The 20,066-nt window shown below is 59.5% G+C and carries 16 protein-coding genes; 11 read left to right on the forward strand and 5 right to left on the reverse strand.

All coding sequences use genetic code 11. The features are described from left to right. Nucleotides 1-10 precede the first annotated feature (10 nt). Nucleotides 11-3,730 carry a methionine synthase gene (gene metH / locus KBY02_RS07555; protein ID WP_011267702.1) on the forward strand — a complete coding sequence of 1,240 codons (3,720 nt, stop codon included), beginning with the start codon at nucleotides 11-13 and terminating at the stop codon, nucleotides 3,728-3,730. Between the two features lie 11 nt (nucleotides 3,731-3,741). On the opposite strand, the gene KBY02_RS07560 is transcribed toward metH, so the two are convergent. Continuing rightward, on the reverse strand, nucleotides 3,742-4,842 hold the full coding sequence (locus KBY02_RS07560) for an ABC transporter substrate-binding protein (protein ID WP_024641284.1): 1,101 nt from the start codon (nucleotides 4,840-4,842) through the stop codon (nucleotides 3,742-3,744). Between the two features lie 554 nt (nucleotides 4,843-5,396). Here KBY02_RS07560 and KBY02_RS07565 point away from each other — a divergent pair. Continuing rightward, entirely contained in the window at nucleotides 5,397-7,055 is a 1,659-nt protein-coding gene (locus KBY02_RS07565) for a nitrite/sulfite reductase (protein ID WP_024638794.1), read from the forward strand. Continuing rightward, a complete protein-coding gene (locus tag KBY02_RS07570) occupies nucleotides 7,039-7,533 on the forward strand; it encodes a DUF934 domain-containing protein (protein ID WP_003402787.1) in 495 nt (164 codons plus the stop codon). Before KBY02_RS07565 ends, KBY02_RS07570 begins: the two co-directional genes overlap by 17 nt. A gap of 164 nt (nucleotides 7,534-7,697) precedes the next feature. On the opposite strand, the gene sohB is transcribed toward KBY02_RS07570, so the two are convergent. Then, entirely contained in the window at nucleotides 7,698-8,720 is a 1,023-nt protein-coding gene (sohB, locus tag KBY02_RS07575) for a protease SohB (protein ID WP_003402788.1), read from the reverse strand. 205 nt (nucleotides 8,721-8,925) lie between these two features. On the opposite strand from sohB, the gene KBY02_RS07580 reads away from it, so the two are divergent. The 6 genes from KBY02_RS07580 to KBY02_RS07605 all read left to right on the forward strand — a co-directional run bounded on the left by KBY02_RS07580 (nucleotide 8,926) and on the right by KBY02_RS07605 (nucleotide 14,206). Further along, on the forward strand, nucleotides 8,926-9,636 hold the full coding sequence (locus KBY02_RS07580; protein ID WP_225650110.1) for a histidine phosphatase family protein: 711 nt from the start codon (nucleotides 8,926-8,928) through the stop codon (nucleotides 9,634-9,636). Between the two features lie 55 nt (nucleotides 9,637-9,691). Beyond that, entirely contained in the window at nucleotides 9,692-10,009 is a 318-nt protein-coding gene (locus tag KBY02_RS07585) for an SCP2 sterol-binding domain-containing protein (protein WP_003348992.1), read from the forward strand. 213 nt (nucleotides 10,010-10,222) lie between these two features. After that, the gene (locus tag KBY02_RS07590) at nucleotides 10,223-11,290 is read left to right on the forward strand and encodes a phosphotransferase family protein (protein ID WP_011267697.1); all 1,068 of its coding nucleotides are present in this window, start codon (nucleotides 10,223-10,225) and stop codon (nucleotides 11,288-11,290) included. A gap of 27 nt (nucleotides 11,291-11,317) precedes the next feature. Beyond that, the gene (locus KBY02_RS07595; protein ID WP_225650112.1) at nucleotides 11,318-12,085 is read left to right on the forward strand and encodes an SDR family oxidoreductase; all 768 of its coding nucleotides are present in this window, start codon (nucleotides 11,318-11,320) and stop codon (nucleotides 12,083-12,085) included. A gap of 100 nt (nucleotides 12,086-12,185) precedes the next feature. Next, a complete protein-coding gene (locus tag KBY02_RS07600) occupies nucleotides 12,186-13,334 on the forward strand; it encodes a Gfo/Idh/MocA family protein (protein ID WP_225650114.1) in 1,149 nt (382 codons plus the stop codon). Between the two features lie 92 nt (nucleotides 13,335-13,426). After that, nucleotides 13,427-14,206, forward strand: coding sequence for a TSUP family transporter (locus tag KBY02_RS07605; protein WP_003402798.1), 780 nt, complete (start codon nucleotides 13,427-13,429; stop codon nucleotides 14,204-14,206). Here the strand turns inward: KBY02_RS07605 and nudC are convergent. Further along, nucleotides 14,174-15,010 carry an NAD(+) diphosphatase gene (gene nudC / locus KBY02_RS07610; RefSeq protein ID WP_024638799.1) on the reverse strand — a complete coding sequence of 279 codons (837 nt, stop codon included), beginning with the start codon at nucleotides 15,008-15,010 and terminating at the stop codon, nucleotides 14,174-14,176. The two genes, KBY02_RS07605 and nudC, sit on opposite strands and share 33 nt — an antisense overlap. Before the next feature lie 38 nt (nucleotides 15,011-15,048). Further along, complete coding sequence (locus tag KBY02_RS07615; protein WP_032653566.1) at nucleotides 15,049-15,861, reverse strand: crotonase/enoyl-CoA hydratase family protein; 813 nt, start codon at nucleotides 15,859-15,861, stop codon at nucleotides 15,049-15,051. 219 nt (nucleotides 15,862-16,080) lie between these two features. Between KBY02_RS07615 and KBY02_RS07620 the strand changes: the two genes are divergently transcribed. Then, complete coding sequence (locus tag KBY02_RS07620; RefSeq protein WP_011267691.1) at nucleotides 16,081-17,565, forward strand: ATPase domain-containing protein; 1,485 nt, start codon at nucleotides 16,081-16,083, stop codon at nucleotides 17,563-17,565. Continuing rightward, nucleotides 17,562-19,592: a response regulator gene (locus tag KBY02_RS07625; protein WP_024641973.1), complete on the forward strand. Its 2,031-nt coding sequence runs from the start codon at nucleotides 17,562-17,564 to the stop codon at nucleotides 19,590-19,592. The genes KBY02_RS07620 and KBY02_RS07625 overlap by 4 nt, the downstream gene beginning before the upstream one ends. Nucleotides 19,593-19,647: 55 nt before the next feature. Here KBY02_RS07625 and KBY02_RS07630 read toward each other — a convergent pair whose 3' ends face one another. Next, complete coding sequence (locus KBY02_RS07630) at nucleotides 19,648-20,025, reverse strand: response regulator (protein WP_024641974.1); 378 nt, start codon at nucleotides 20,023-20,025, stop codon at nucleotides 19,648-19,650. Between the last annotated feature and the right edge of the window lie 41 nt (nucleotides 20,026-20,066).

Below are 20,066 nucleotides of genomic sequence, written 5' to 3' on the forward strand. Positions count from 1 at the left end.
GGTAGCCCCCATGTCTGACCGCAGCGCCCGCCATCAAGCTTTTCTCACTGCTCTGAAACAGAGGATCCTGATCCTCGATGGCGGCATGGGCACCATGATCCAGAGCTACAGGCTCGAAGAACAGGATTACCGCGGCAAGCGCTTTGCCGACTGGCCCAGCGATGTCAAAGGCAACAATGACCTGTTGATCCTGACCCGCCCTGATGTGATCGGCGCTATTGAGAAGGCTTATCTGGATGCTGGCGCCGACATCCTCGAAACCAACACATTCAACGCCACCCAGGTGTCCCAGGCCGACTACGGCATGGAATCGATCGTTTACGAGCTGAACGTCGAAGGCGCGCGCCTGGCGCGCAAGGTCGCAGACGCCAAGACACTGGAAACCCCGGACAGGCCGCGCTTCGTGGCCGGTGTGCTGGGCCCCACCAGTCGCACCTGCTCGCTGTCGCCGGACGTCAATAACCCCGGCTATCGCAATGTGACCTTTGACGAACTGGTCGAGAACTACACCGAAGCGACCAAGGGGCTGATCGAAGGCGGCGCCGACCTGATCCTCATCGAGACCATTTTCGACACGCTCAACGCCAAGGCGGCGATCTTTGCCGTACAGGGTGTATTCGAAGAAGTCGGCTTTGAGCTGCCGATCATGATTTCCGGGACCATCACCGACGCATCCGGGCGCACCCTGTCCGGCCAGACCACCGAAGCGTTCTGGAACTCGATCAGCCATGCAAAACCTATCTCGGTCGGCCTGAACTGCGCACTGGGCGCCAGCGAACTGCGTCCTTACCTGCAAGAGCTGGCCAATAAAGCCAACACCCATGTCTCCGCGCACCCCAACGCCGGCTTGCCGAATGCATTTGGCGAATACGACGAACTGCCGAGCCAGACGGCGAAGATCATCGAAGAATTCGCCCAGAGCGGCTTCCTGAACATCGTCGGCGGCTGCTGCGGTACGACACCGGCGCACATCAAGGCGATCGCCGAGGCGGTTTCGGGTTACGCGCCGCGGGAAATTCCGGACATCCCCAAGGCCTGCCGCCTGTCGGGCCTCGAACCGTTCACCATCGATCGCCAGTCGCTGTTCGTCAACGTCGGCGAGCGTACCAATATCACTGGCTCCGCCCGCTTCGCCCGCCTGATCCGTGAAGACAATTACACCGAAGCCCTCGAAGTCGCCCTGCAGCAGGTCGAAGCCGGCGCTCAGGTGATCGATATCAACATGGACGAAGGGATGCTCGACTCGAAGAAGGCCATGGTGACCTTCCTCAACCTGATCGCAGGCGAGCCGGACATCTCCCGCGTACCGATCATGATCGACTCCTCGAAATGGGAAGTGATCGAGGCCGGCCTCAAGTGCATCCAGGGCAAGGGCATCGTCAACTCCATCAGCATGAAGGAAGGCGTCGAGCAGTTCATTCATCACGCGCGCCTGTGCAAGCGCTATGGCGCGGCGGTGGTGGTCATGGCCTTCGATGAACAGGGTCAGGCCGACACCGAAGCGCGCAAGAAGGAAATCTGCAAGCGCTCCTACGACATTCTGGTCGACGAAGTGGGCTTCCCGCCGGAAGACATCATCTTCGATCCGAACATTTTCGCCATCGCCACCGGTATCGAAGAACACAACAACTATGCCGTGGACTTCATCAACGCCTGCGCCTACATCCGTGACGAGCTGCCGTATGCGCTGACCTCGGGTGGCGTGTCCAACGTATCTTTCTCGTTCCGCGGCAACAACCCGGTACGCGAGGCGATCCACTCGGTGTTCCTGCTGCATGCGATCCGTAATGGCCTGAGCATGGGCATCGTCAACGCCGGGCAGCTGGAAATCTACGACCAGATCCCCGCCGAACTGCGCGACTGTGTCGAAGACGTGGTGCTCAACCGCAACCCCGAGGGCACCGATGCACTGCTGGCGATTGCCGACAAGTTCAAGGGGGATGGCAGCGTCAAGGAAGCCGAAACCGAAGAATGGCGCAGCTGGCCGGTCAATCAGCGTCTGGAGCACGCGCTGGTCAAGGGTATTACCACCCATATCGTGCAGGACACCGAAGAGTCGCGCGTGGGGTTCGCGCGGCCTATCGAAGTGATCGAAGGCCCGCTGATGGCGGGCATGAACGTGGTCGGCGACCTGTTTGGTGCAGGCAAGATGTTCCTGCCCCAGGTGGTCAAGTCCGCGCGCGTGATGAAACAGGCCGTGGCGCACCTGATTCCGTTCATCGAACTGGAAAAGGGCGACAAGCCCGAAGCCAAGGGCAAGATCCTGATGGCGACGGTCAAGGGCGACGTGCATGACATCGGCAAGAACATTGTCGGCGTGGTACTGGGCTGTAACGGCTACGACATCGTCGATCTGGGCGTAATGGTGCCTGCCGAGAAAATCCTGCAAGTGGCCCGCGACGAGAAATGCGACATCATCGGCCTCTCCGGCCTGATCACGCCGTCACTGGACGAAATGGTGCATGTCGCCCGGGAAATGCAGCGCCAGGACTTTCACCTGCCGCTGATGATCGGCGGCGCGACCACCTCCAAGGCGCACACGGCGGTGAAGATCGAACCCAAATACAGCAATGATGCCGTGATCTACGTCACCGATGCTTCCCGAGCAGTCGGCGTCGCGACCCAGTTACTGTCGAAAGAGCTGAAGCCGGCCTTCATTGAAAAGACCCGCCTGGAATACGTCGAAGTACGTGAACGCACCTCGGCACGCAGCGCGCGTACCGAGCGCCTGAGTTACGGCGCTGCAGTGGCTAAAAAGCCGCAGTTCGACTGGGAAAACTACACCCCGGCCCAACCGACGTTCACCGGCACCCGGGTCCTGCAGGATATCGACCTGAACGTGCTGGCCGAGTACATCGACTGGACGCCGTTCTTCATTTCCTGGGACCTGGCTGGCAAGTACCCGCGCATCCTCACCGACGAAGTGGTCGGTGAAGCGGCCACCGCTCTGTACGCCGACGCCACGCAGATGCTGCGCAAGCTGATCGACGAGAAGCTGATCAGCGCCCGCGCGGTCTTCGGCTTCTGGCCAGCCAATCAGGTCAATGACGACGATCTGGAAGTCTATGACGATGACGGCAAGCCGTTGGCGAAGCTGCATCACCTGCGCCAGCAGACCATCAAGCCCGACGGCAAGCCGAACTTCTCGCTGGCCGACTTCGTTGCACCAAAGGACAGTGGCCTGACCGACTACATCGGCGGGTTCATCACCACAGCCGGCATCGGCGCCGAGGAAGTCGCCAAGGCTTATCAGGACAAAGGCGACGACTACAACTCGATCATGGTCAAGGCGCTTGCCGACCGTCTCGCCGAAGCCTGCGCCGAATGGCTGCACCAGCAGGTGCGCAAGGAATACTGGGGTTATGCGCAGGACGAAGCGCTGGACAACGAAGCGCTGATCAAGGAGCAATACATGGGCATCCGCCCGGCGCCGGGCTACCCGGCGTGCCCCGATCACACGGAAAAGGGCACCCTGTTCGCCCTGCTCGATCCGCTACCGGAAGGCAGCGCCGAGCACACGGCAGGCAAGAGCGGCGTGTTCCTCACCGAGCACTACGCGATGTTCCCGGCTGCAGCGGTCAGCGGCTGGTATTTCGCCCATCCCCAGGCGCAGTACTTCGCCGTGGGCAAGATCGACAAGGATCAGGTCGAAAGCTACACCGCTCGCAAGGGTCAGGACCTGAGCGTCACCGAACGCTGGCTGGCACCGAACCTGGGCTACGACGAGTAACGCCTGACCGGTCATCTGCCGCCTGAGTGATCAGGCGGCAACATGCCTTTCAGCGAAAATGGCGACGCATCGCCAGAAGCCTCCACATTGAATGCCTGGATATCGAACCGGTAACGTTCTTTGCTGGCTGCATCCAGAAAACGTTGCGCATCCTGCGGCTCGACGACGTGAACCACATCGATGATGCGTGCGCCGATCTGTTGCCGGGCCTGGCGTTGGGCCGTGTCATAGCGGTGCAAGAGAATGATCGCCCATCCGCCCAGGGTGAAATGCCCTGACGCCACCACGCTCAGACTGCCATTGAGCTGAGCCTGCAGTGAAAGTGACGTGCCGTTGATGGCGCTGAACAACACGTCCTGCCCCGGCTTGCCGCCCTGCTCACGCAATGCCTCCATTGCACCAAACGCCATCTGCTCGTTGGCAGCCCACACCAGGCGTGTCTGCGGGTAGCGCTTGAACAGCACGCGAGCCTGCTCGAGCACGCGATCGCGTCGCCAGCCACCCAGCGCAATCTGCCGTAGATGCACCTCTGGATGCTCCGACAGGGCACGCAGCATGCCTTTTTCACGCAGCAGGGAAACCGGCGTGGTGTTGGTCCCGGAAAACGCCAGCATGTCGATGACCTGACCATCCGCGCCAGGCGCCGCGAGACTGATAAGCCGTTTTGCCGTCAGATAACCGCCCTCCTCATCGTTACCCACCAGGCTGCCGATGAAGTCCGGATAACGCGATGGCAGGTCACCGAGAATCCGAATCTGGTCCGCGTTCAGCGTATTGTTGACGGCAAACAGCTTTACCCCACTGCCCACGGACATACGCAGCACTTCAGGGGCGATATTCAGCTCGTTGGAGAACAACAGGTAATCCGGGCGCTCGTCCCCTTGCAGCGTCGCTCGCGCCAGATCGAGCAACTTGCGAGTGTCGCGCTCGGTATAGAGTATTTTCAGCGACATGCCGGTGGTGTCGGCAGCCGTCTGCATGACCCGGGAGTAACTCAGCCAATAACCGTCTGATTCTGCGCCGGGGCTCAGGAATACCACCGAGGCAGCCTGTGTCTCCCCGACCCACAGACAACTGCACAGTACCAGCCAGCCAGCATATAACGCCTTCATATCAACGAACCTTGAAGCAGCAGGGATTTATCGCCAAAAGCGAGTTATCGGCTGCGGCAGCAAGGTTCTGCAGACTTTCGGCAGATTCTTTATCAGCCGGTCACTGGCTGCTGGCCCAGAACATCGCGGCGCCTACTGCCAGAATGACAATGAATAAAATGGCCCAGGTATCGACGGATCTGCCCGGCTTGGTTACTTTCGGGTGCTTGCTCATCGCATCGCCTCTTGTCGGTCTTGTGGGTGATTGCACATGAATGGGAGTATCCCGACACCTGTTCAGCATCGGTCAACATGCAGTTAAGTCGAGTCTTGCCCACACGGCAAGCAGGGATATGAACAGTGGTCTTTTTGCTTATCGCTTTTAGTGATTTGCATATATATAAACATCACTTTTATCGATAACTGCAAACTGCTATCGTCGCCTTCGCTCCCCGGGGAGTGCGCGGCCGTGCGCGCAGAATTGACCAGATGAAGCAGGAAACATCGAGCAGCGGGCTTTTTTCAGACTGACGCCACTGCCCTGCTTCATGACGAAGCCTGAGAACAGGACCTATATGTACGTATACGACGATTACGATCAGAAGATCATCGAGGACCGCGTCAAGCAGTTCCGGGATCAGACCCGACGCTACCTGGTCGGGGAACTGAGCGAAGAAGAGTTTCGACCGTTGCGCCTGCAAAACGGTCTTTATGTTCAGCGCTTCGCGCCAATGTTGCGCGTCGCCGTGCCCTACGGTCAGCTGACCTCGCGTCAGGCGCGCATGATGGCGAAAATTGCGCGCGACTACGATAAAGGCTACGCGCACATCAGCACCCGCCAGAACGTACAGTTCAACTGGCCTGCGCTTGAAGATGTCCCTGATATTCTCGCTGAACTGGCAACCGTGCAGATGCACGCTATCCAGACCAGCGGCAACTGCCTGCGCAACGTCACCACCGACCAGTTTGCCGGTGTGGCGGCGGACGAACTGGTAGACCCGCGCCCATGGTGCGAGATCGTCCGTCAATGGACCACGTTCCACCCTGAATTCGCTTACCTGCCGCGCAAGTTCAAGATCGCGATCAATGGCTCGACCAGTGACCGCGCAGCCATCGAAGTGCATGACATCGGCCTCGAGCCATTGCGCAACGAAGCCGGCGAGCTGGGCTTCCGCGTTCTGGTCGGTGGCGGTCTTGGCCGTACACCGGTCGTCGGTGCCTTCATCAACGAGTTTCTGCCGTGGCAGGACCTGCTGAGCTACCTCGACGCCATCCTGCGGGTCTACAACCGCTATGGCCGTCGCGACAACAAGTACAAGGCGCGCATCAAGATTCTGGTCAAGGCGCTGACCCCTGAAGTGTTTGCCGCCAAGGTCGAGGCTGAAATGGCTCACCTGCGTGGCGGTCAGACCACCCTGACCGAAGCCGAAGTGCAGCGCGTGTCCCGGCACTTCGTCGACCCGCAATACAAGGCGCTCAGCGATCAGCACGCCGAACTGGCAGCGCTGGATGCTCAACACCCCGGCTTCGCTCGCTGGCGTCAACGCAATGTGCTGGCGCACAAGAAGCCTGGCTACATTGCCGTGACCCTGTCGCTCAAGCCAACCGGCGTCGCTCCTGGCGATGTGACCGACAAGCAACTGGACGCCATCGCCGACCTGGCCGATCGCTACAGCTTCGGTCAACTGCGCACCTCCCACGAGCAGAACATCATCCTTGCCGATGTCGAGCAGAGAGAGCTGTTCACCCTGTGGAACGAGCTGCGCGACAATGGTTTCGCCACGCCGAACATCGGCCTTCTGACCGACATCATCTGCTGCCCGGGCGGTGACTTCTGCTCGCTGGCCAATGCCAAGTCGATCCCGATCGCCGAATCCATCCAGCGTCGTTTCGACGATCTTGACTACCTGTTCGATATCGGCGAGCTGGACCTTAATATCTCCGGCTGCATGAATGCCTGCGGCCACCACCATGTCGGCCATATCGGCGTGCTGGGCGTGGACAAGAAAGGTGAAGAGTTCTATCAGGTCTCGCTCGGCGGCAGCGCCAGCCGTGATGCGAGCCTGGGCAAGATTCTCGGCCCCTCCTTTGCCCAGGAGGCGATGCCGGACGTGATCGAGAAGCTGATCGACGTCTACGTTGAAAAACGTACCGAAGACGAGCGCTTCATCGACACCTACCAACGTATTGGCATTGACCCTTTCAAGGAGCGCGTCTATGCAGCGAATCATTAAGAACAACGAAGTCATCGATGAAACCTGGCATCTGCTGCCCAAGGACACGACCTTTGACAGCCTGTCGAACTGCGACGACCTGATCGTGCCGCTGGCGCTGTGGCGCGAACACGCGCACGCGCTGAAGGCACGCGATGGCGGTCTGGGTGTGTGGCTGGACAGCGATGAGGAAGCCGAGGAAATCGGCGAGGATGTCCACCAGTTTCAGGTCATCGCTCTGAATTTTCCGGCCTTCACTGATGGCCGAAGCTTCTCGAATGCGCGCCTGTTGCGTGATCGTTATGGCTACAAGGGTGAATTGCGTGCCATCGGCGACGTGTTGCGCGATCAGTTGTTCTACATGCACCGTTGTGGCTTCGACGCATTTGCGGTGCGTGCCGACAAGGATCCGTACGAGGCACTGGAAGGTCTGAAGGACTTCTCGGTCACCTACCAGGCCGCGACCGACGAGCCGCTGCCGCTGTTCCGACGCCGCTGATTCAGGCGTCCCGGGATTTGGCTAAAGGCACGGCTCGGAACTGATGACTATCGTTCCCATGCTCCGCGCGGGAATGCAGTTCGTGACGCTCTGCGTCACGCGGCGGTTCCGTAACACTCAGCTGACTTGGGGTTCGACTCAAGTCAGCTTTTCACCTACACCTACTACCAGAACCGCTGCTGGGTCAAACGTCCCCACCACTTGGTGGCCAGTTGATCCGCTGAGGTGGCAGCCGCCATGCCCATGCGCTCTTGCAGGCTCTTGCGCTGCACGTAGTGCAGGTGGAACACGTCTGCATTCCTGGCCCGCTCGGCCAGGTACTCGTCACTGGTCTTGAGTTCATCGACCAGCAGCTTGTCGACCGCCGCCATGCCCAGCCATACCTCACCCGTCGCCACTTCGTCGATGGACAATTGCGGGCGGTAGCTGGCAACGAAGTTCTTGAACAGGTCGTGAGTGATGTCCAGGTCCTGCTGGAATTTCTCGCGGCCCTTTTCGGTGTTTTCGCCAAACACGGTCAGGGTGCGCTTGTATTCACCTGCGGTCAGCACTTCGAAATCGATGTCGTGCTTTTTCAACAGGCGATTGACGTTGGGCAGCTGTGCCACCACGCCAATGGATCCGAGGATGGCGAACGGTGCGCTGATGATCTTGTTGCCGATGCACGCCATCATGTAACCACCACTGGCAGCGACCTTGTCGATGCATACGGTCAGCGGGATACCCGCCTGACGAATACGCGCCAGTTGCGAAGACGCCAGGCCGTAGCTGTGAACCATGCCGCCGCCGCTTTCCAGACGCAGCACCACTTCATCCTTGTCGGTGGCCAGGGTCAGCAGCGCGGTGATTTCATGGCGCATGCTTTCAGTGGCCGAGGCCTTGATGTCCCCGTCGAAATCCAGCACGTAGACACGAGCCTTGGGCTCGGCGTGCTTTTTCTCTTTCTTCAGTGCCTTGCCCTGCTCTTTGCGCAGCGTCTTGAGGTGCTCCTTGTCGAGCAATGACTGCTCAAGCCGTTCGCGCAGGCCCTTATAGAAATCATTGAGCCGGGTGACCTGCAATTGTCCGGACGACTTGCGACGGCCCTTGCCACGCATGGACGCAATGGCAACCAGTACCACAACGATGGCGATCACCAGCGTCACGGTCTTGGCCAGAAAACTTGCGTAATCGACAACGAAATCCACGAATATCCCTCATGAGTGTCAGGCCCTTACCAATCAAGGGCTGTGCTGAATGCAGCATACCGACGCCCTTTGCCGCGCACCAGTCAATGACCCGTTACAAACCATTAAAACGATGATTTCAAACGAGCGTATGTTTTTTCATTGACAGTCCCCCGGCATCCCTCATAACCTCGGTGAACCTTCGGCGTACCGAGAAGAAACGGACGTGGGCAGCATCTACCTGATACGACATGGCCAGGCCTCATTTGGTGCCGACAATTACGACGTGCTGTCGCCCGTGGGGATTCGTCAGTCTCAAGTGCTGGGTGCCCACCTTGCCGAGCAGGGGCTGAGCTTTGATCGCTGCGTGTCCGGTGAGCTCATGCGCCAGAAAGACACCGCCCGGCATGTACTGGGTCAGTACAGCGAAGCAGGCCTCGATACGCCTGAGGTGCAACTGGACAGCGCTTTCGATGAATTCGATGCCGAAGGCGTGATCAGGGCATTGATACCGGCCATGCTCGAAGACGAACCGCAAGCGCTGGATATACTGCGCGATGCAGCGGCAAATCCTGCAGGGTTCCAGCGCCTGTTCAACCTGATTACCGGGCGCTGGCTGAGCGGCAACCACGATACGCCGGGGCTGCAAAGCTGGCAGGCGTTCGTGGCGCGCGTCGAGGCAGGCCTGCAGCGGATTCTCCAGGCTGCCGGCCCGCATGAGCGGATCGCGGTATTCACCTCCGGCGGCACCATTACCGCGCTGCTGCATCTGATTACCGGAATGCCTGCATCAAAGGCACTGGAGCTTCACTGGCACATCGTCAATACGTCGTTGCACCAGCTTAAATTCAAAGGCACCGACGTGACCCTGGCTTCCTTCAACGGTTACACACATTTGCAACTGCTGAAGGCGCCGGAGCTCATCACCTATCGTTGAGCCCGGCCAATCGCGTCCTGTCGGACGCTGGCACTTACTCTAAAAGGATCACCACATGACCTCAGTAGCAGACGCCGTACAGACCATGAAAAACAAGTTCAACCCAGCTGCTGCTGCCGGTCTGGACCTGGTCTTCGGCTTCAACATCACCGACGAAGACAAGCACTACGCACTGATCGTCAAGGACAGCACCTGCGAACTGCAGGAAGGCGAAAACCCGGACGCCAACGTGACGCTGGTCATGGACAGCCAGACCCTCAAGGGTATCGTCAGCGGCGAGACCGATGGCATGCAGGCGTTCATGGGTGGCAAGCTGCGTGCCGAAGGCGACATGATGCTGGCCATGAAGCTCAGCGAACTGTTCCCGGTATAAACCTGCCGCACACGGCAGACTGCACTACCTGAAAACCGAAGCCCTGCCGGCTTCGGTTTTTTTATGCGCACCTTTGTATAAAAAAGCGATCAGAGCCACTGATTGCCCGGCAACACGCTAGCCTATAAAGCGGTCCTGCGCTTGATCGCGGATTGGACGATCATTAGATTAGTCAATAGTTTGCGCTGACCATAATAAGCAAAAGGGATACGTATGGCACTGACTGACCAGTCCACCGAGATTCGCAGCGGCGAAGAACTGGACGCCTCCCTGATCGACGCGTACCTGAAGGCGCACGTGCCGGAGCTTCACGGCACGCCGACGATCAGTCAGTTTCCGGGCGGCGCATCGAACCTGACCTACCTGCTTCAGTACCCTGAGCGGGAACTGGTACTGCGTCGTCCCCCCTTCGGACACAAGGCGCGTTCGGCCCATGACATGGGCCGCGAGTACCGCATTCTCAATCAGCTCAAGGAAGCCTTTCCCTACTGCCCGGAGGCTTATCTGCACTGCACGGACGAATCACTGATCGGCTCCGAGTTCTACGTGATGCAGCGCGTCAAGGGGATCATTCTGCGCTCTGACCTGCCGCCGGAACTGGCGCTGGATGCAACACAGACCGAACAGCTGTGCAAAAACTTCATCGACAAAATGGTAGACCTGCATCGTGTCGATTATCAGGCCTGTGGTCTGGGTGACCTCGGCAAGCCGCAGGGCTACGTACAGCGGCAGATTTCCGGTTGGTCCGAGCGCTACGAGAAAGCGCTGACCCCGGACGCTCCGGCGTGGGAGCAGGTCAAGCGCTGGCTGGCAGACAAAATGCCTGCCGACTCGCCGACCTCGAGCATCGTGCATAACGACTACCGTTTCGACAATGTGATCCTCGACCCGGCCAACCCGATGCACATCATCGGCGTACTGGACTGGGAGCTGACCACGCTCGGCGATCCGCTCATGGACCTGGGCAACACCCTCGCCTACTGGATACAGGCCGACGATCCAGCCCCGGTGCAACTGATGCGCCGCCAGCCAAGCAATGCGCCGGGAATGCTGACCCGCCAGGCTTTTGTCGACTATTACGCCGAGCGCGCAGGCGTGCGCATAGACAATTTCGATTTCTACTACACCTATGGCCTGTTCCGTCTGGCCGGTATCGTGCAACAGATCTACTACCGGTTTTTTCACGGCCAGACCCAGGACAAACGCTTTGCCCAATTCATTCACATGAACAGGCTGCTGGAGCAAATGAGCCTGCGCGTGATCGAAAAAACCAGCCTCTGACCGCCAGCGGCAAGACAAGGAAATGACATGTCCAGAACCCAGCTATTCGACCTTGATGGCAAGGTTGCATTCGTTTCAGGTGCCAGCCGAGGCATCGGTGAAGCCATTGCTCGGCTGCTGGCCCAGCAAGGCGCGCACGTTATCGTCTCGAGTCGCCGGCTCGAGGGTTGCCAGGCAGTGGCGGACGCCATCGTCAACGAGGGTGGCAAGGCAACAGCCATTGCCTGCCACATCGGTGAGCTGGAACAGATAAACAGTGCATTCGCGCAGATTCGCCAACAGTTCGGGCGCCTGGATGTCCTGGTCAACAACGCCGCCACCAACCCGCAGTTCTGCAACGTGCTGGACACCGATCCCGGCGCCTTCCAGAAGACAGTCGACGTCAACATTCGCGGTTACTTTTTCATGTCCGTGGAAGCCGGCAAGCTGATGCGCGAAAACGGTGGCGGCAGCATCATCAACGTGGCGTCCATCAACGCGGTATCGCCGGGTGCCTATCAAGGCGTCTATTCGATGACCAAGGCAGCCGTGGTCAACATGACCAAGGTGTTTGCCAAGGAGTGCGCTGAATTCGGTATTCGCTGCAACGCCCTGCTTCCCGGCTTGACTGACACCAGGTTCGCATCCGCATTGGTCAAGAACGACGCAATCCTCAATGTGGCGCTGTCCCAGATCCCGCTGAAACGCGTGGCCGCTCCCAGCGAGATGGCCGGCGCGGTGCTTTACCTGGCCAGTGAAGCCTCCAGCTATACCACCGGTGTGGCGCTGAACGTCGACGGGGGCTTTTTATCCTGAAGAGCCGCCGGACTGGCAAAAAGAAAGTGAATTAATTTTCCATTATTAAAATATATGGAATATATTTTCCGCATAACAACAATCCTGTCTGGAGAATGTCATGCGCGAATCACTTTCCACATCGCCTGCGCAACTGGGTATCGGACTGATCGGCACCGGCTTCATGGGCCGTGCCCATGCGTTGGCGTTCGGCAACGCCAACGCTGCGCTTGATCTGCCCGCACGCATCCGGCTCTGCGCGCTGGCGGACGCCGACAGTGCACGCGCCGAGCAATGCGCAAGCGCCTGGGGGTTCGACCGCAGCCACGCTGACTGGCAGCAATTGATCGATGATCCGCACGTACAGATCGTGGCCATTACCACCCCCAATCACCTGCACTTCCCCATGGCCATGGCTGCCATCGCCGCAGGCAAGGCGGTGTATTGCGAAAAACCGCTGGCCGTGAATCTCGCCGAGGCCGATGAAATGCGCCGCAGCGCCAAGGCTGCGGGTGTCGTTACCCAGGTGGGCTACAACTACCAGCACAACCCGATGATCGGACTCGCCAGGGAAATGATCGAAGCCGGCGAACTGGGCGAAATCGTCAGCTTTCAGGGCGAGTTCAGCGAGGATTTCATGGGCGATCCGGCGTCACCCTGGTCGTGGCGCTGTGAAGCGGCGCAGGCCGGCGGTGCACTGGCCGATCTGGGCAGCCACTTGCTGGCGATGGCGCGTCATTTGCTGGGCGACATCGAAGCAGTCTGCGCCGATGCCAGCACCGTACACCGTGAACGCCCGGCGAGCATCGGCAGCCAGCAACTGCGCGCCATTGCGGTGGACGACCAGACCCACGCGCTGCTGCGCTTTGCCAACGGTGCGCGCGGAACCTTCAGCAGCAGCTGGCTCAAACACGGCTATAAAAACCACCTGAGTTTCGAGATCAGCGGCACCAAAGGCACGTTGGCGTTCGATCAGGAGCGGCTCAACGAGCTGCGCCTCTACCGTACAGGCGCAGCCGGACGCGATGGTTTTCAGCGACTGCTGGCCGGCCCCGCACAACCGGGTTACGCCGTATTCTGCCCGGCTCCCGGCCACCAGCTGGGCTACAACGAGCTCAAGGCGCTCGAAGTACAAGCGCTCATCCAGGCCGTCTGTGGTCAGCGCAGCCGTGGCCCGGACTTCGAGGAAGCGTGGCAAATCGAACGCCTGGCGACGGCCATTCGCGTGGCCGCAGCCGAGCAGCGCTGGGTCGCGCTCACCGACATCTGACTTCCTGCAAACGTTGTACAAAGGGTAGAATGCGCCACGTTCGGGCAGTCATTCTGCCCCTTTGCCGCCCTCGCCATAAGCCCTCTGCCACCATGCCCTTTGAACTCAGCGTCGACCTGACCACCCTCGCCATTCTTGCCGTGGTTGCCTTCATAGCGGGATTCATAGACGCCATCGCCGGCGGCGGCGGACTGCTGACCACTCCTGCGCTGATGACCGCCGGCCTGCCGCCGCATCTGGTGCTGGGCACCAACAAGCTCAGTTCGACCTTTGGTTCAGCGACGGCCAGTTTCACGTTCTACCGTCGCAAGCTGTTTGATCCACGCCAATGGCTGCATGCAGTGGTCGGCACCGCCGTCGGCGCTGCACTGGGTGCGGTGATCGCCCATTACCTGCCAGCCGAGTGGCTGAACCAGATGTTGCCGGTGATTGTGTTCGGTTGCGGGCTGTACTTGTTGTTTGGCGGCACGCCCAAGGCGCCCTTGGACAGCAACGCGCCGATCAGGAAGAAATGGCAGTTGCCACAGGGGCTGGGCCTAGGCTTCTACGACGGTGTTGCCGGTCCGGGCACCGGTGCCTTCTGGACCGTCAGCACCCTGCTGCTCTATCCAGTAGACCTGGTCAAGGCCAGCGGCGTCGCACGCAGCATGAACTTCGTCAGCAATGCCGTGGCATTGTCGGTGTTCATCTTCTCGGGCCAGGTGGATTACATCATCGGCCTGAGCATGGGCCTTGCGGTAATGCTCGGTGCCTACTTCGGTGCAGGCACCGCGATCAAGGGCGGAGCCAAATTCATCCGCCCGGTGTTCATCACTGTGGTGCTGGGCCTGACCGTACGCCTAGCCTGGCAGCACTGGTTCGGGGGCGCCTGACCGCTCGGCCAGATACGCCTCGATAAGGTAACGGGCAATCGACCGATTGGCCGGTAACGGCGGCAGGTCATCGACATGAAACCAGCGTGCGTCTTCGATTTCTTCTGCCTGGGGCACGATTTCGCCGCTTTCGTATTCGGCATGAAACCCGAGCATCATCGAGTGCGGGAACGGCCAGCACTGGCTGCCCCGGTACTTGAGGTTCTTGATGCGCACCTGCACCTCTTCCATCACCTCGCGGTGTACGCAGTCTTCAGCAGACTCACCCGGCTCCACGAACCCGGCCAGTGCGCTGTACATGCCGGTGACAAACCGCGGTGAGCGGGCCAGCAGGATTTCATCGCCGCGGGTAACCAGCACAATCATGCTCGGCGAAATACGCGGGTACAGCCGCAGGTTGTCATGTTCGCAGAACATCGCCCGCTCTCCGCGAATCTGCACCGTCGCACGACCGCAGGCACCGCAGAAACGGTGTTCCCTGGCCCATGTGCTGACCTGCGCGGCGTAGCCGAGCATCTGGAAGACAGCGAAATCGCCTTCCAGCATGAACTGACGCAAGCCTTGCCAGGCGCAGCCCTCAACGGCAACCGAGCGCTCAAGCACCAGCAAGTAGACAGGCTCACCCTCGAAATAACCGATGCCGTGCTCGCTCTGCACCGGCAGGTCCTGCCCGGCTAACCAGCCCCTGGGGAACATCACCCCATTGGCGTCCAGCAAAAAACCCTGATCCCCCTGAACCACAGCCAAACCGCCAGGGGCCTCGACATCCAGAACTGCAGTTGTCCAACGCTCCGGGCGCGACATTAGAAACTCCTTCGCTCAAACTCGAGCCTTGTCATGTATCAATTATCAAAGACTGGCTTGTGCTTGCTCATCTGCGCAGCCATCGCCAGCTTCAGGTCAGGTGATTGCAGCATGGCTGCGTTCCAGATGGCAACGTGTTCGAGACCGTCTGCCACTCTGTGATCACGCATGTAGCTGATCATTTGCTTGGTGCCTTCGATGGCGATGGGCGATTTTCCGGCTATTTCCCGAGCCACCGCCAGGACACCCTGCAACAGACCGTCCGCGTCATCGAAGGTGCGATTGACCAGCCCGATGCGTTGCGCCTCTTCAGCGCCGACGGTACGCCCGGTGTAGGCCAGTTCGCGCAACACACCATCACCGATGATCCTTGGCAGCCGTTGCAGCGTGCCGACATCAGCGGCCATGCCCATGTCGATCTCGCGAATGGCGAACTGCGCGTCGGCGGCCGCGTAACGCATGTCACACGCAGAAATCAGGTCGATGGCACCGCCCAGGCAATAGCCGTGAATGGCAGCGAGAACCGGTTTCCGGCAATTGTCCACGGCAGTGAACGAAGCCTGCATGTCACGGATCTTGCGCCGCAACAGGCGGGCATTACGCCCGGCATCCTTGCCCATCTGGCTGGCGACCGAGGCCAGCAGCGCCAGATCGATGCCTGACGAAAAATGCTTGCCTGCCCCGCTGAGAATCACGACGCGCACCTCGTCGGTACGCTCTATCCAGTCGAAAATGGCGATTATCTCCGTCCAGAACGACTCGTTCATTGCGTTGAGTTTTTCGGGCCGGTTGATTTGTACGTGAGCAATGCTGTCGGCCAGATCGACCCGGAAACTTTGATAATCGGTCACGACGTGATCCTCAGGCAGGTTGGGTGTTCAGGCGCAGGACTATAACAACTGCAACAGGCACACCGGAACCGGACTGAAGTGACATTTGCCGGACGCGAAAATCACCCGCCCGGCTATATTCGATATCGCTGTCCCCCTCAAATAGGGGGAACGGTCGCATCAGGCGAAGGTCCAGTAATCAGTAGCAACAAAACCTGTACGGTTATCAGAGGGCGATACTTGAATACGTCAAAAGCGGCAACCGGCATTGAGGGCCTGGACGACATCCTTGCAGGGGGTCTTTCACGCAGTCATGTGTTTCTTCTCGAGGGAGAACCCGGAACCGGCAAGACAACCGTGGCCCTGCAATTTCTGCAGGCCGGAGCGGCAGCGGGCGAAATATCCCTTTACATCACCCTGTCCGAGACTGAAAGCGAGTTGCGCTCGGGTGCCGCCTCGCACGGCTGGGAACTCGACGAACATATCAATATCTTCGAACTGACGCCGCCCGAAAGCCTGCTCGATGCCGATCATCACCAGAGTCTGCTCTACTCCTCGGACCTGGAGCTGGGTGAGGCGACGCGGCAGATATTCGAGGTGGTCGAGCGCGTCAAACCCACTCGCGTGGTGATCGACAGCCTCTCGGAAATCCGTCTTCTGGCGCAGAGTTCGCTGCGTTACAGACGGCAGATCCTGGCTATCAAGCATTATTTCACCCGCTACAACGCGACGGTGCTGCTGCTTGATGACCTGACCACCGAGGCGCTGGACAAGACTGTGCACAGTGTCGCCCACGGCGTTATTCGCCTTGAGGCACTGACACCTACTTACGGTGCCGAGCGCAGGCGCCTGAAAATCGTCAAGTATCGTGGCCAGAAGTATCGCGGCGGTTTTCACGACTTCACCATTGCCGAGAACGGTATTCACGTCTTTCCACGCCTGGTGGCGGCGGAACACCGCTCCAACTACTCGCGCTCCCAATTGAGCAGCGGCATCCCGGAATTGGACAATCTGCTGGGAGGCGGCATCGAAGGCGGCTCCAGCACCTTGATTCTCGGCCCGGCCGGGACCGGGAAATCGCTCATCTCGCTGGTTTTCGCCGTGCAGGCGGTCGCACGCGGCGAGCGTGTTGGCCTGTTCATATTCGATGAGGAAATGGGCCTGCTGTTTGAGCGCATGCTCAAACTGGGGATCGACCTGCGTGCGCTGCAGGAAACCGGCAATCTGGTGATCGAACAGATCGACGCCGCAGAGTTGTCCCCTGGTGAATTTGCACACCGCGTAAGACGCGCGGTGGATAAAAAGCAGATAAAGACCGTTGTCATCGACAGCATCAACGGCTATCAGGCTGCGATGCCGGAAGAAAGCGCGCTGGTTCTGCACATGCACGAGCTGCTGCTCTACCTCAACCGCCAGGGCGCCTCGACCTTCATGACCGTTGCGCAGCACGGACTGGTGGGCGATATGCGCTCGCCGGTGGACATTACCTACCTTGCCGACAGCGTGATTCTGTTGCGCTACTTCGAAGCATTGGGCCAGGTACGCCGAGCGATATCGATCATCAAGAAGCGTACCGGTACTCACGAGTCCACTATCCGCGAGTACCGCATCAGTTCCAACGGATTGAAAATCGGCGAACCATTGCAGGCCTTTCAGGGCGTACTGCGCGGTGTGCCGTCGTACATGGGCGACAAGAAACCGCTGCTTGAGGATGACGACCTTTGAGTACTCCAGGCCTGTCGTCAGAGCGCGCGATCATTCTCGCCCCACGCGGGCGGGACAGTCAGATCGCTCTGCGCATTCTCGACGAAGCGGGTTACCCGGCAACGGTAGCCCGTGATGTGTCCGAGCTGGTCAGAGAGTTGGGTATGGGGGCCGGCCTGGCGATCATCGCTGACGAGGCACTGCGCAACGCAGATATGACCCCGTTGCTCGAACTCCTCGGTCGCCAGCCGCCCTGGTCGGACTTGCCTATCGTCTTGCTGACCCATCACGGCGGACCGGATCACACCCCGCCTGCGCGCACGGGCAGCCTGCTGGGTAACGTGACCTTTCTCGAACGCCCTTTCCATCCGGTGACGCTGGTCAGCCTGGTGATGACGGCAGTGCGCGGTCGAAGACGTCAGTATGAAGCCCGGGCACGCATGGAGGACCTGCACGAAAGCGAAGGCCGCCTGCAGAATGCACTGATGGCCGGCAGGCTGGGCTCATGGGTACTGGAGGCGGAAGACCTCAAGCTGACCTGCTCGAACATCACCAAAAGTCACTACGGCCGCGACGAGCAGAACACGCTCGACTACGACGACTGGCTGGCCGCCGTTTATTTCGAAGACCAGCCCAGAATGCAATCGGCGTTGCAGCGCAGCCTGGACACCGGTGTCGACCTGATCATCGAGTACCGTAATGTCTGGCCGGACGGTTCGCTCAACTGGGTGGATGTACGCGCCCGCGCCACTCGCAGCAAGAACGGCATGGTCGGCTCACTGGCGGGCGTGACGTCTGACATCACCGAGCGCAAGCAGGCCGAGTCGCAATTGCGTCGTCTCAACGAAACACTTGAGCAACAGGTTGAAGAGCGAACCTCGCAGCTGCGTCACAAAGAGGAGATTCTCCGCCAGTCACAGAAAATGGAAGCGGTCGGCCAGTTGACCGGCGGGATTGCCCATGACTTCAACAACATGCTGACCGGGATCATCGGCAGTCTGGAATTGATAAGGCGGCGGCTGGCACGTGGGCGCACTGAGGACCTGAACAGCCTTATTGACCTGGGTGTGACGTCGGCAAACCGCGCTGCCGCCCTGACCCATCGCCTGCTGGCCTTCTCACGGCGTCAGTCGCTGGACTCCAAGCCGGTCGAGATGAATCATCTGGTCAATGCCATGGACGAACTGCTGCAGCGCAGCGTCAACGAGAGCATTCACCTGCAGTTGCGTCTGGCACACGATCTTTGGACCGCAGAAGCCGACCCCAACCAACTGGAGAGTGCCCTGCTCAACCTGGTGCTCAACGCCCGCGACGCCATGCCTGACGGTGGTACGCTGGTGGTCGAGACCTTCAATCAGCAACTGGACAGATCCTTCACCAATGCCCATGAGAACCTGTTGCCGGGTGACTATGTCGTACTGAGCGTCAGCGACAATGGCTGTGGCATGCCTGAGACTGTCATCAGCCGCGCTTTCGACCCCTTCTTCACCACCAAACCCATCGGCCAGGGCACGGGCCTGGGTCTTTCGATGATTTACGGCTTCAGCAAACAATCACATGGCCACGTCCTGATCAAGAGCGAGGTCGGCGTCGGCACTACCGTACAACTGTTTCTGCCGCGCTTTAGCGGGCTGGCGAACGAAACCGAGCAAAGCTTCCAGAGCAACGCGGTTTATGCCGAGAATGGCGAGACGGTGTTGATCGTCGAAGACGACCCCGCCGTGCGGGCACTGGTCAGTGAAGTGCTCGGCGAGCTGGGCTACACGTTTATCGAGGCTGGCGAAGCGACGGACGCCGTGCCGATCCTGGAATCCGGACGGCGCATCGATCTATTGATCAGCGATGTAGGCCTGCCAGGCATGAACGGCAGGCAGCTGGCGGAAATCGCCAGGCAACTGCGACCGGAACTCAAGGTGCTGTTCATCACCGGTTATGCAGAACATGCGGCGGTGCGCGGAGGTTTTCTGGACACAGGGATGCAATTGATCACCAAACCCTTTGCGTTCGATCACCTGACTTCAAAAGTACGGGAAATGATTGAAGCCTGAGCAATGCTCAGGCTTCAGGTAGCGCAGACTTGTCCGGTTGCCCGCTCATTCGCCATCAAGCCAGCAGCTTCTGAATCTGGGTATGCAAGGTGTCCATGGTGAAGGGTTTGGCAAGAATGGGCGCCTTCAGCGCAATCGGGCTGCCCGAGTCGAGTATCTCCGCCGGGTAACCGCTGATGAAAATCACCTTCAACTCAGGCCGCAGCATGATCGCAGGCTCGGCAATCTGGACGCCCGAAACGCCGCCCGGCAGCCGATAATCGGTAATCATCAGGTCGAGATGGGGTTTGGTCGCCAGAATCTCGAAAGCCTGCTCGCCGTTCTGGGCTTTCAGGACACGATAACCCTCATTCGACAGATAATCGGCCAGAAGCATCAGGATCAGGGGCTCGTCTTCGACGATTAGTACGACGTTTTCTGCATCAGCGCTCATTGAACTGCCTTTGATCTTATAAATAGCTGCCATTACGACCA

It is taken from the genome of Pseudomonas sp. P129, from assembly GCF_020312195.1.
GTDB classification, from domain to species: domain Bacteria; phylum Pseudomonadota; class Gammaproteobacteria; order Pseudomonadales; family Pseudomonadaceae; genus Aquipseudomonas; species Aquipseudomonas fragariae.

What these genes read in the sequence shown, in the direction of transcription:
- KBY02_RS07595 (WP_225650112.1), top strand. Translation starts at nt 11,318, where the DNA reads ATGTCCAGAACCCAGCTATTCGACCTTGATGGCAAGGTTGCATTCGTT.
- KBY02_RS07570 (WP_003402787.1), top strand. Translation starts at nt 7,039, where the DNA reads ATGCAGCGAATCATTAAGAACAACGAAGTCATCGATGAAACCTGGCAT.
- KBY02_RS07605 (WP_003402798.1), top strand. Translation starts at nt 13,427, where the DNA reads ATGCCCTTTGAACTCAGCGTCGACCTGACCACCCTCGCCATTCTTGCC.
- KBY02_RS07585 (WP_003348992.1), top strand. Translation starts at nt 9,692, where the DNA reads ATGACCTCAGTAGCAGACGCCGTACAGACCATGAAAAACAAGTTCAAC.
- KBY02_RS07560 (WP_024641284.1), bottom strand. Translation starts at nt 4,842, where the DNA reads ATGAAGGCGTTATATGCTGGCTGGCTGGTACTGTGCAGTTGTCTGTGG.
- metH (WP_011267702.1), top strand. Translation starts at nt 11, where the DNA reads ATGTCTGACCGCAGCGCCCGCCATCAAGCTTTTCTCACTGCTCTGAAA.
- KBY02_RS07630 (WP_024641974.1), bottom strand. Translation starts at nt 20,025, where the DNA reads ATGAGCGCTGATGCAGAAAACGTCGTACTAATCGTCGAAGACGAGCCC.
- KBY02_RS07565 (WP_024638794.1), top strand. Translation starts at nt 5,397, where the DNA reads ATGTACGTATACGACGATTACGATCAGAAGATCATCGAGGACCGCGTC.
- KBY02_RS07600 (WP_225650114.1), top strand. Translation starts at nt 12,186, where the DNA reads ATGCGCGAATCACTTTCCACATCGCCTGCGCAACTGGGTATCGGACTG.
- nudC (WP_024638799.1), bottom strand. Translation starts at nt 15,010, where the DNA reads ATGTCGCGCCCGGAGCGTTGGACAACTGCAGTTCTGGATGTCGAGGCC.
- KBY02_RS07590 (WP_011267697.1), top strand. Translation starts at nt 10,223, where the DNA reads ATGGCACTGACTGACCAGTCCACCGAGATTCGCAGCGGCGAAGAACTG.